This window comes from Gemmatimonadaceae bacterium (assembly GCA_037721215.1).
Classification (GTDB): domain Bacteria; phylum Gemmatimonadota; class Gemmatimonadetes; order Gemmatimonadales; family Gemmatimonadaceae; genus UBA4720.
The window spans coordinates 192,286-202,597 of record JBBJNV010000001.1; the positions used below are offsets into that span (position 1 = coordinate 192,286).

10 protein-coding genes are annotated in these 10,312 nt (G+C 60.1%); 4 read left to right on the forward strand and 6 right to left on the reverse strand.

The genetic code is table 11. The features are described 5' to 3' along the window. Positions 1-69: 69 nt before the first annotated feature. Both WKF55_00805 and WKF55_00810 read right to left on the reverse strand, forming a co-directional pair. Entirely contained in the window at positions 70-1,701 is a 1,632-nt protein-coding gene (locus tag WKF55_00805) for a D-aminoacylase (protein ID MEJ7758106.1), read from the reverse strand. A gap of 115 nt (positions 1,702-1,816) precedes the next feature. Next, positions 1,817-3,094: a VWA domain-containing protein gene (locus WKF55_00810; GenBank protein ID MEJ7758107.1), complete on the reverse strand. Its 1,278-nt coding sequence runs from the start codon at positions 3,092-3,094 to the stop codon at positions 1,817-1,819. 113 nt (positions 3,095-3,207) lie between these two features. Here WKF55_00810 and WKF55_00815 point away from each other — a divergent pair, with 113 nt between their 5' ends. Beyond that, on the forward strand, positions 3,208-4,434 hold the full coding sequence (locus tag WKF55_00815; GenBank protein ID MEJ7758108.1) for an MFS transporter: 1,227 nt from the start codon (positions 3,208-3,210) through the stop codon (positions 4,432-4,434). Positions 4,435-4,632: 198 nt separating this feature from the next. After that, positions 4,633-4,833, forward strand: a complete 201-nt coding sequence (locus WKF55_00820) for a hypothetical protein (GenBank protein ID MEJ7758109.1) — start codon at positions 4,633-4,635, stop codon at positions 4,831-4,833. A gap of 247 nt (positions 4,834-5,080) precedes the next feature. Here the strand turns inward: WKF55_00820 and WKF55_00825 are convergent, their stop codons facing one another. From WKF55_00825 to WKF55_00835, 3 genes are read right to left on the reverse strand one after another with little or no spacing between them, the layout of a single operon-like run. After that, positions 5,081-7,057, reverse strand: coding sequence for a DUF885 domain-containing protein (locus WKF55_00825; protein ID MEJ7758110.1), 1,977 nt, complete (start codon positions 7,055-7,057; stop codon positions 5,081-5,083). Further along, a complete protein-coding gene (locus WKF55_00830; GenBank protein ID MEJ7758111.1) occupies positions 7,054-7,578 on the reverse strand; it encodes a DinB family protein in 525 nt (174 codons plus the stop codon). Before WKF55_00830 ends, WKF55_00825 begins: the two co-directional genes overlap by 4 nt. Further along, positions 7,575-8,060: a DinB family protein gene (locus WKF55_00835; GenBank protein ID MEJ7758112.1), complete on the reverse strand. Its 486-nt coding sequence runs from the start codon at positions 8,058-8,060 to the stop codon at positions 7,575-7,577. Before WKF55_00835 ends, WKF55_00830 begins: the two co-directional genes overlap by 4 nt. A gap of 161 nt (positions 8,061-8,221) precedes the next feature. On the opposite strand from WKF55_00835, the gene WKF55_00840 reads away from it, so the two are divergent. Further along, positions 8,222-8,713 carry a DinB family protein gene (locus WKF55_00840; GenBank protein MEJ7758113.1) on the forward strand — a complete coding sequence of 164 codons (492 nt, stop codon included), beginning with the start codon at positions 8,222-8,224 and terminating at the stop codon, positions 8,711-8,713. A 131-nt stretch (positions 8,714-8,844) separates the two neighbouring features. On the opposite strand, the gene WKF55_00845 is transcribed toward WKF55_00840, so the two are convergent. Then, a complete protein-coding gene (locus WKF55_00845) occupies positions 8,845-9,438 on the reverse strand; it encodes a GNAT family N-acetyltransferase (protein MEJ7758114.1) in 594 nt (197 codons plus the stop codon). Positions 9,439-9,612: 174 nt separating this feature from the next. Here WKF55_00845 and WKF55_00850 point away from each other — a divergent pair. Continuing rightward, positions 9,613-10,312 (forward strand): serine/threonine-protein kinase (locus WKF55_00850; GenBank protein MEJ7758115.1); only part of this gene is annotated, 700 nt, incomplete at its 3' end.

The window sequence follows — 10,312 nt, forward strand, 5'->3', positions numbered from 1 at the left end:
AGGGTTTCTTTCGGGCGGACGAGTTGGTGATCTGCACAGTTGTTACGCCGGGCAAGCGGTTATGGATGCCTAGCGTCTCACACGCTGCAAGTAACCAGGCCCCCTCAGCGCGCGGCCGGGCAACGCCGATGTGACCTTCCCATTGTCCACCACCGGCACGCCATTCACCATCACGTAGCTCACGCCAGTCGACAATTGCTGTGGCTGTTCATACGTCGAACGGTCGATGATGGTCTCCGCGTCGAAGACAGTGATGTCGGCATACATGCCCGCCTTCAACAGCCCTCGATCGTGAAGTCCCACCCTCTGTGCGGCCAGTGATGTCATCTTGCGGATCGCAAACTCGAGAGTGATCACCGAGTCCTGACGCACGTAACGCCCGAGAATGCGGGGGAATGTTCCGAAGCCCCGCGGATGTCCGCGCTCGCCGAATCTGCCGGCTGAATCGGGACTCACTGCACCCGCATCCTGCCCGACGGATACCCACGGCTTCTGCATCGCCATCCGGAGCGCATCCTCGTTGAACGAGAAGTAGATGGCACTCGTGCGGCCACGGTCGCCGATCAACAGGTCGAAGGCAGCGTCGTAGGCATCGGCCTTCCCCCATGCTTTCGCAATATCGGTGAGCCGCATTCCCTGAAATCGCTTGAGAGAATCGGCTGAAACCGAATTCACCATAGTGCGCTCTGCTGTTCTGATACCGGCAGCTGAGTCCTCGCCCAGTTCGGTCTTCAGCCGCGCTCGCACCGCTGGCTCGCGCAGGCGGGTCACCATCGAATCACTGCCGCCCTCCTGCACCCAGGTGTTGAGCATTGCCGACAGTCCGGTACCGCTCGCGATGTACGGATACTGATCGGCGGTGACATCGATGCCTGCCTTCCGCGCCGAGTCGATGATGCCAAGCGCCTGCGCCATCTGTGCGGCCGAGCGGGATTTGATGTGACGAATCTGCGCCCAGGTTCCGGCACCCGATGCAATCCTGATGGTTTCGCGCACTGCCTCCAGCAGACCGGCGCCTTCACTTCGCATGTGCGTCGCGTAACCGCCGCGATAGGGAACCACATATTTAGTGAGCGCGATCAGCTCGTCTGTCGTGAAGAAAGTGCTTGGGAGATAAATGAGCCCCGTGCCGAGTCCCATAGCGCCATCGCGCATCGCCGAGTCGACCAGCGCGCCCATCTGCGCCATCTCGATGTGTGTGGGCGAGCGCTTCTCGAGACCCATCACTGCGCGGCGCACCGAGCTGGTACCGACGTAAGTGCCGAGATTGATCGCTGCCCCGCGCCGCTCGAGCTCCCGGAAATACCCGTCGAGCGATCTCCACCCCTGCGTTGCCGGCGGCGCCTCTCCCTTCGAATAGTTCGGCCACGCTGAAGTCACCTCGCCGGTGATCTCACTGGTAATTCCCTGAGTGATTTTCGATACAGCGTGCGGCCCGCGGAGGATCGAACCTTCGGAATGGCCGAGCATATCGATGAACCCGGGTGAAACCACCTGTCCCTTGGCATCGATAACACGGCGCGCGGTCTGGCCCGGCAGCGATACTCCCACATACGCGATGCGATCACCAGCCGTGGCTACACTGCCTCGGTACCAGGGATTACCAGTCCCATCGACAATGCGTGCATTCGTGATCAGGATGTCGTAAGGTCCGCTCGCGCGAGCCGGCACGGTACCGGAAGGGGTTACGGATAATCTCACGCAGGCAGCGAGCAGAAGAAGCGCTATGGCAGCCGTGCCCGGTAACACCACCTGCCTTTTTCGAGGGAACGAAGGAATGGTCCGTTGCAAGCTTGTCCTCTGCGTGAATTACGAATTACGAAACCTGGCGCGTCTTCTTCCGGAGAAAGTCCATCAGGATGAACTGGCCAAGCGTCATGGTGTTGGTGAAGTACGCCTTGCCGCGGCTGATCTCGGAGACGCGTTTGACAAACTCCACGAGTGCGCGGTCGCGAGCGAGCATGAAGGTGTTGATCATGATCCCCGACCGCCGGCAATTTGCGACCTCCTTCAGTGTCTCGCTCACAACCGCGAGATCCAGCCCCATCGAATTCTTGTAGATCTGCCCATTGGGCAGGGTCAGGGCGCTCGGCTTGCCATCAGTGATCATTACCACCTGCCGCATGTCCTTTTTCTGCGACATCAGGATACGCCGGGCGAGCTTGAGACCCTCGGCAGTGTTGGTGTGGTAAGGCCCCACCTGCGCCTGCGGCAGAGTTGCAAGCGGAATTTCCTCCGCGGAATCGTGGAACAGCACCACACGAAGCGTGTCGCCAGGGAACTGCGTGCGGATGAGATGCGTAAGAGCGAGCGCAACTTTCTTGGCCGGAGTAAAACGGTCCTCGCCGTACAGAATCATCGAATGCGAAGTGTCGAGCATCAGCACCGTAGCGCACGATGACCGGTACTCGGATTGCCTCACCATCAGATCACTGTAGTCGAGATCCATCGGCACTTCGAGCGAACCCGTCCGTGCCAGCGAATTGAGGAGCGTCTCGTTGACGTCGATGTTGAGAACATCGCCGAATTCGTATGGCTTGCTCCATCCATCTGCTTCGATGCCCGTTGCCAGATAAGGTGTGTCGTGACTCCCAAAGCTCGACTTTCCGAGTGAGCCTAGTATCGACCTGAGCGATTTATAGCCGAGAAAATCGATCGCCTTGTCAGTGAGATTGAACTGCACACTCTTCGAGGCCTCGTGCGCGAGTCCACCTGGCCCGGTAACCTGCTGATGACCGGCCGGCATTTGCGGTGGAGCATCTGTGTTGAGATAGCCCTCGGCGGACAGACGCTTGACGAGATCGTCGAGCAGCTTCGCAAGCTGTTCTTCGGCGTCTTCAGTGCCGTCACCGCGAAGGGCTTTCAGCAGCTCGGGGGTGAATTGTCCGCTATCTATGAGTGCATCGAGAATCGCCTGCTTGAGCGCTTCAACCGAACGATCGGGTTCGTCGTAGAAATCTCCCCACGGATCGAACTGTTGCCCGCCGGCGAACCCGGACTGCAACAGAAAGTCGGCGAGTTTGCCAAGCAGTGCCTGAAGGTCAACGGCATCTGCCATTTCCGGGCTGAATCTGGAGTACGTATGCGACCGCATGCTGAATAATACATTGCGGCGACGTTCGGGAAGGAGGAAGGGTGAAGGACTGCAAGTCCAGGGGCGCTCGGCGCAACGTTCGGATGGCGCCTTGACGATATTATCCCCCAAGAATGCCACCCATTAGAGAACCGATGAACCCGTTTCGCGTGCTGCAGGCGCACCGGAATTTTCGGCTGTTCTGGATGGGGCAGACGGTATCCCTTATCGGGACGTGGATGCATCAGGTGGCGCTGGGGTGGCTGGCGCTGCAGTTGTCCAACGACGCGTTCATCGTCGGGCTGGTGAGTGCCGCCGGGTCGCTGCCAATACTTTTGTTCTCGCTATATGCCGGCGTGCTTGTCGACCGCCGCGACAAGCTGAAGCTGGTGACGATCGCTCAGGTCCTGCTGTCGGTCGAGGCCGCGATTCTGTGGTGGCTTGTATGGACGAACCACATCAACATTCCGGTGCTGATCACTCTTGCGCTGGTAAACGGTCTCATCAGCGCAGTGGAGATACCGGCGCGGCAATCGCTGATCGTCGATCTCGTGGGGCGGGACGACATCGTCGACGCAATCGCGCTGAACTCCGGTGGCTTCAATCTCGCGAGGATCATCGGACCGTCGGTCGCCGCCGCCGTGATTGCCGGGGCCGGACTGGCATGGTGCTTCGGGATCAATGCATTGAGCTACATCGCCGTGATCGGATGCCTTCTGGCGATCCGGCTTCCGAAGTTCATCCCGGCGCAACGCGAAGTGGCTGCTTTTGAAGGGCTCAAGGAAGGGCTCGCTTATATCAGATCGAAACGCGAAGTCACCGGTTTGATGGGCATCATTGCCATTTATTCGATCTTCGGATTTCAGTACCTGACATTGATGCCGGTGCTGGCGCGTGACGTATTGCGCACCAACGCCAGCGGCTACGGGTTGCTCGTTACCTTCGTGGGAGTAGGTGCCCTGGCCGGCGCGCTGGCGCTGGCTGCGTTGAGCGCCCGTATCCGAAGGGGGCGGCTGTTCATGGCGTCAGCGCTCTCGTTCGCCTTGCTACTGATGATTTTCGCCATCGTCGACGTGTTTGAGGTCGCTGCCGGAGTGCTGCTTTTCCTCGGGTTGACGATGCTCATCAATGGCGCTCTGGCGAACGGAATTCTGCAATCCGTCGTGCCGGACGAGCTTCGCGGCCGGGTGATGGCGGCATACGTGTTCGTGTACGTGGGCTTCACGCCGATCGGGTCGCTGATAGCCGGGGCGGTTGCGCGCGCTACAAGCGTGCAGTGGGCAATCGGCACCGGCGCGGTGGTAATGCTTTGTTATGCGGCATGGGCGTTCTGGAGATTTCCTGAGCTGCGCCGAGTGTAAACAGGTTGGGGCAGGTGTTAGTCTCAACGTGAGACAGACTGTCGTGTTCTGCAAAGCAGCGGTCATCGTATATCATGGTCCAGGCGACCCTCGTCGCCCACTCCCAAAGCGGTCACAAATTGACTATATTGATTCAATACTAGCGCTCCGTCGGCAATTGCCGCGCGGGGCGCTGACAACATATGCACCGGACACAAAATGGATGGTGAAGTCTTTATGATAAATAAGACGCCTCAGGCCCTTTATCAGATGGAAAAGAAGCGCGCCGAGCGCGATCGCAGCGCGACGCATGCAGCGCTGATGAAGGACGCGAAGGCCGCGTTCGACCAGCTGATCGAGGACGGCAAGGCGGCCCGCAAGGGTGGCCGGCCCAAGGGAAGCAAGACCAGAAAGGATTAGATCGAAGAAAAGAGGCGGCTTTCTGGCCCGCCTCTTTTTCTATGTAATACCCTTTCTGATCGCCTGAGTCACCTTGTCAGCGAACGTGTCGATCTCATCGATTGTAGTTTAGACATTCGGAGTTATCCGGAGGCCGTGCAATTCCGCTGTCGCGGAACACGGCGTTCGAGGCGACCCCGGTGGCCACCATACCCGAAAGAAAATCGCGGCGAGACGTCACCAGCTTAACCGCGTCCGAGTGATCTGCTCAACCTGGAGGTGACCCGCACTGATTCAGAAATCCTTCACGCACGTAGGCGGCCGGGATGGTACCCTCACGCATGAACCGCTCATGGAACTCCCGGGCCGAGAACGCGGAACCCATGCGTGCTTTGCATGCCTCGCGCATCTCAACGATTGCATTTTTGCCGAGGTTGTAGGTTATGGCCTGGGTGGGCCACTTGGAGTACCGGTAGATCGCGCGCGTCGCACCATCAGTGATCGCGCGCGCGGTCGGGTCCGTCGCGGCGCGCAGTCTTGCTCCGGGCGTGAAGGACACATGTTCAGTGAAATAATCGATAGCCTCGTCGAAGCTCATACGGCTCGTGTGCAGACCCACATCGACGCGGATGCGGACGGCGCGCAGAAGCTGCCCCTGAAGCTCGTAGAGATACTCTCCGGCGTTGTAGAACCCATAGGGATGATTCGGCACCGGCTCGGCCATGAGCTCCTCGGCGTATAGCCCCCAGCCTTCGGCGGCCATCGAGTCACTCCACATCGATGACGAGTCTTCGACGCCTCCCGGAGTGAGCCAGCGAATGTTGGAGATTTCCGCTGCGTGTTCACTCATGTAGCGATAGTGCCAGTCGTGGCCCGGGAAACCCTCGTGGATCGCCGTGTCTGCAACGGATGCGAAGTTGTTGATTTTGAGGGCCGCAGGATCGTTGCCTGTCGGCGTGAGGTAAAACCGGCCGGCACCGCCCTTCTTGAATGGGGGAGCTGGATAGTATGCCGCGTCGATCGTGCTTCTCAATACGGGCGGCGTTGGCAGGACCTCGAGTTGATAGGACGCGGGAATCTCGAACAGCTTGTGCTCGCGCCCATATGCAACCGCACGCGTACCCGCGTCCCGGTACCACTTGAAGAGCTGGAGATCGTCTTTCGGTGAATCTTTGGACAGGAAATCCATCACTCGGCGTACGCTCGCATAGCGATCCGCCTCGGTAGCGAAGGGCAGGTTCAGCTTCGCTTCAGTGGAGAAACTGCGTGCAACACCGACGATCCTGCCCGTATACAGGGCAACCTGGGCAGCGCCGTATTCGTAAAGCTCGGCGGGGCTGCGCGGATCGCGAAGCACATTGCGCACACGCCATTCGTATTCCCGCTCGCCGGCCGCGAATCTGTCCGGTGCTTCGTTGGCGTCGAAAGTCTGAGATAAAAAAGCGGCGAACTGTTCCCACGCTGCCGCCGCGGCATTGCCGGCGCCGCCAATCTGCGCGAGCATCCCGGGCGCGAATGCGCGCGCGCCAATGAACTGCTGCGCCGTTTTAGTCAGTGTTTCGCGGAAGTAGGTGGCATTGTCCCGGCTGCCGCTGATTCCGTCACGTTGCACCATTCGCTTGTCGGGAAGGATTCCCGCGCGTTTACCAGCGAGCAGGTTCGCCTGCGCGACCGTGAGGTATGCCGGGATTGCGAGGGTGCGCGAAACCACGAGCTGCCACTCATCCTCGCGTCCAAGCAATCCGCCTGGAAGTGACAGCATCTGCTGAATCTGCCAATCCACTCCACGAAAGGGCTCAGCGACATACGTGTCGACGGCTCGCAGGTGGTAGCGAAGGTCTGCAGCCTGGCGGATGAGAAACGCAAGTTGTGCCGACATCAGCTCATGATCGGCACGATCGCGGGGCGTCAGTGTCGGGATCGCCACCCGGCCGATCGCGGCCAGTACATCTCTGTAAAACCGAAGCTCGGCCGAGATCGCGGCCGGTGTGTAATCACGGAGGCGGGCGTTGGCATTAGACAGCGTTGCGCTGTATCCGTCGCCGCCGAGATATGTTGAGACTACCGGATTGCGCTCGAGATTATACAGGAAGTAGCGGTCGCGCAGCCCGGTGAATGTGCCTGGGAGCAGGGTCGGCGGAGTGGCGGGCGTCGGCGGTGCACATGCCTGAGTAGTGCGGAGAATACCGAACCCAGCCGCGGTGGCTGCTGCCCGGTGGACAAACGTGCGGCGATTGATGGTCATAGATATCGAGTGCGCAGTATGTGGAGATGGTGGCTCTCGTGACCAGCGCAGATGAAAGCCAGCGCGCGTACGGACGTCTCGGCCCCGTTGGCCGATCCGCGGCGCATGAGGGCCGTGTCGTCGAGGTTCCGGAACAGATGCAGCGTGGCCTTTCGCAGATGCTCGAACTCATCGGCCAGGTCGACTAGACTGACTCGCGAGAACGGCCCCTCACGGACGAAATCGTTCTCATCAAAACCCGCCAGGGGAGCGGTGTCGGCGCGGGAGAAGCGCAGTGCGCGGTAAGTGAACACCCGTTCAGAATCCGACAGGTGGCCGATGACTTCGCGGATGCTCCACTTGCCGGGTGCATACTTATGGTCACCTCGCTCATCGGGCAGTTCCCTGATCAGCGCCGACGTCTCGGCGATCTGACTTGCGAGGATGTCCAGCACATCGCCGTCGGGCACGCGCGCAATGTAGGCTGCCGCGTATTGCGGATGTTCATCGGGGGACGGCCGGGTACGTAGAACAGTGTTCACAATGCCACTCGTCTGTGAAATGGTGTTATAGCTTTTTTGAGAAGCGCGATCTGCCCCCCGTGATAGGCCGCGTGCTGCGCGACGCCGTGCAGCATCATCGCGACGCTTCGGGTGCTCTGCGGCGCGTCATCCGCGAGGCGGGCATCACTCAGCGCGACGATGATCTCTCGCAGCCGCTCGTGGCTCTCGGTCAATTCTTCACGGGCGGCAGCCCACCGTACCATGGAGAGCTCTCCGGTAAGTGGCCAATCTTCATCTTCGTACGGCTGTGCCTGTCCGCCAGCGATACGCCGAAGCGCGATGTTGGACCAGGAAGTGAGGTGAAGCACCAGTTCCCATATGTTGTGCGCTACCGGTATGGGACGCTGTATGGCTTCATCGGCAGTCACCCCCTCGAGCAGCTCGTTCAGCGACGAACCGTGCCATGCGTCCCCGCGCAATGCCCGGCCAATCTCGTCGGCAATAAACTCTGCCTGGGTCATGCGGATTTCATCCATATGCTGAGTCTGACAGATAACTGAATATCAGGGGCGATGAACGAGACAATGCCGGTGCGGCTCTGGCAGCGCTCCGTAAAAAGCATGTCGACGCAGGTCGCAGCAAGCGCCAGCGTGCCCGGGGATGCGAAGAAAGATAGCTTTCAATGATGACAAGCCATCTGGTTCGACTTTACAAACACCTGGAGTGGGCAGATGGGCGTGTGCTCGCGAGCTTGCGCCGCAGCGCCTCTCCGCCGCCGGAATCATCGAACGTTTACGCACATCTGATTGCCGCCGAGCACGTCTGGCTTTCGCGGATCGGCGGGCTGAAGCAGAGGGTTGCGTTGTGGCCGGAGATGTCGCTTGACGACTGCGCAGATCTGGCGAAGAAGAACACGCACGGTTTCAGCATGGTGTTGCGCGACGCATCGGCGTCCAGGCTCGCGGAGCTGATCACCTATCGCAACACCGCCGGGGTTGAATTTGCCACCGCGCTCGATGATATCCTCATTCACGTCGCGCTGCACGGGATGTATCACCGTGGGCAGATCGCCACGTCGCTGCGAAAGGCGGGGAGCGTGCCGATTCCTACGGACTATATCGCTTTCGCGCGGGAGATAGCGGCGCCCTCAGGCGAAATCAGGGGCGCGGATTGAGGATTGAGGACACGTTCGGATCCAGGACCAACGGCAATTGACGATCGACGACTTATTGAGGATCGAGGACGAATACGTAAGACGGCGCGGGCTTCGCGGTCGGAATCTCCCGCCATGGCGGGCTGAATCTGTCAGCTCGCGCGGCGAGCCGGCTGCGTGGTGGCGAACGCGCTGGGAACCAGTTGTGGAAGCTCCCATGAATTACCGAGCACTTTCTTGAAGCAGGGCTTCGGCACGATGGCGTACCCGACAGCGATCATTGCGTCGTAACGCGCCTGTTTTTCGGGGTAGTTCAAGATGTCGCTCGCAGTGTAGTCGAGCGAAAAGAAAAATCCTTCGCTGAGGCTCAGCGCGAACAGCTCCCCGATGTTGCGTGCGCGGGCAAGACGTTCGACGCCGAGTACGACTTGAGAGCCTAGTCCGGAACCGTGGTGCGATCGGGCGACGGCGACGGATGCGACTTCGGCGAGCGACGGCGAGTACTCCTCCAGTGCAGCGCAGGCGACAATTTCTCCATCTGCATCGGCGACGATGTAGTTGTCGATGCCGAGCGCGATGCGGCTGGTGGTTCGCGGCAGCATTAGCCCGTCGGCGATGTAGCACGCGATCAGCGTCGCGATCCGGTCTGCGTCCTTTTCTACGGCGGCCCGAATGTGCGGGCGGGGGCTATCTGGAGAAAGCGCAGCCGGCGTGAAGGGAAGCGGAGAAACCGAGTTATTATGCACACAGAATGTATAAATACTCAAAGCGGAGCGTGCAAGTGGCCTACTTGAACTATTCTGGGCGCAGCCAGGAATTTCACGGATTCGCATCGCTGGCCGCGGCCTGAGCAGCCGCGTACCTTTGGCCGCCACGCGTTTCATACGGAGATTCAGTTGCACCCAGGGCTCGAGTCCGCATTGTCTTCTCGCTATCGCCTCGACCGGGAACTCGGCCGTGGCGGCATGGCAACGGTATTTCTGGCCATTGACCTTCGCCATGATCGGCGCGTCGCGCTCAAGGTCCTGCACTCCGAGCTCAGCTCCGCTCTTGGGCCCGACAGGTTTCTACGCGAGATAAAGCTCGCCGCACGCCTGAACCATCCACGTATCGTTCCACTGTTCGATTCGGGCGAAGCCGCCGGATTTCTCTTTTACGTGATGCCTGTTGTCGAAGGCGAGTCGCTTCGAGACCGGCTGTTGCGCGACGGCAAGGTGCCGCTCGAGGAGTCGCTCCAGCTCTGTCGCGGCACCGCTTCGGCGCTTGACTACGCGCATCGGCAGGACGTTGTCCATCGGGACATCAAGCCCGAGAACGTAATGCTTCAGGAAGGTGAGGCGGTGGTGATGGATTTCGGTATCGCAAAGGCGGTCACCTTCGCCGCCAGCGACACGCTGACACAGACGGGCATGATGGTGGGCACGCCCGCGTACATGAGCCCGGAGCAGGCGGCGGGGGAAACAATCATCGACGGGAGGAGCGATCAATACAGCCTGGCGTGCATGCTGTATGAAATGCTCTCTGGCCGAAAACCTTTCACCGGGCCGACAGCGCAGGCAGTGCTGCGAGACGTGCGTACGACACCGCTCGAAAGCATCTCGAGCTCAACCTCGACGATCC

Bases quoted from the DNA above. Each gene is read 5' to 3' on its own strand.
- WKF55_00835 (MEJ7758112.1), bottom strand. From the start codon at position 8,060: ATGACCCAGGCAGAGTTTATTGCCGACGAGATTGGCCGGGCATTGCGC.
- WKF55_00825 (MEJ7758110.1), bottom strand. From the start codon at position 7,057: ATGACCATCAATCGCCGCACGTTTGTCCACCGGGCAGCAGCCACCGCG.
- WKF55_00840 (MEJ7758113.1), top strand. From the start codon at position 8,222: ATGATGACAAGCCATCTGGTTCGACTTTACAAACACCTGGAGTGGGCA.
- WKF55_00820 (MEJ7758109.1), top strand. From the start codon at position 4,633: ATGGATGGTGAAGTCTTTATGATAAATAAGACGCCTCAGGCCCTTTAT.
- WKF55_00810 (MEJ7758107.1), bottom strand. From the start codon at position 3,094: ATGCGGTCGCATACGTACTCCAGATTCAGCCCGGAAATGGCAGATGCC.
- WKF55_00815 (MEJ7758108.1), top strand. From the start codon at position 3,208: ATGCCACCCATTAGAGAACCGATGAACCCGTTTCGCGTGCTGCAGGCG.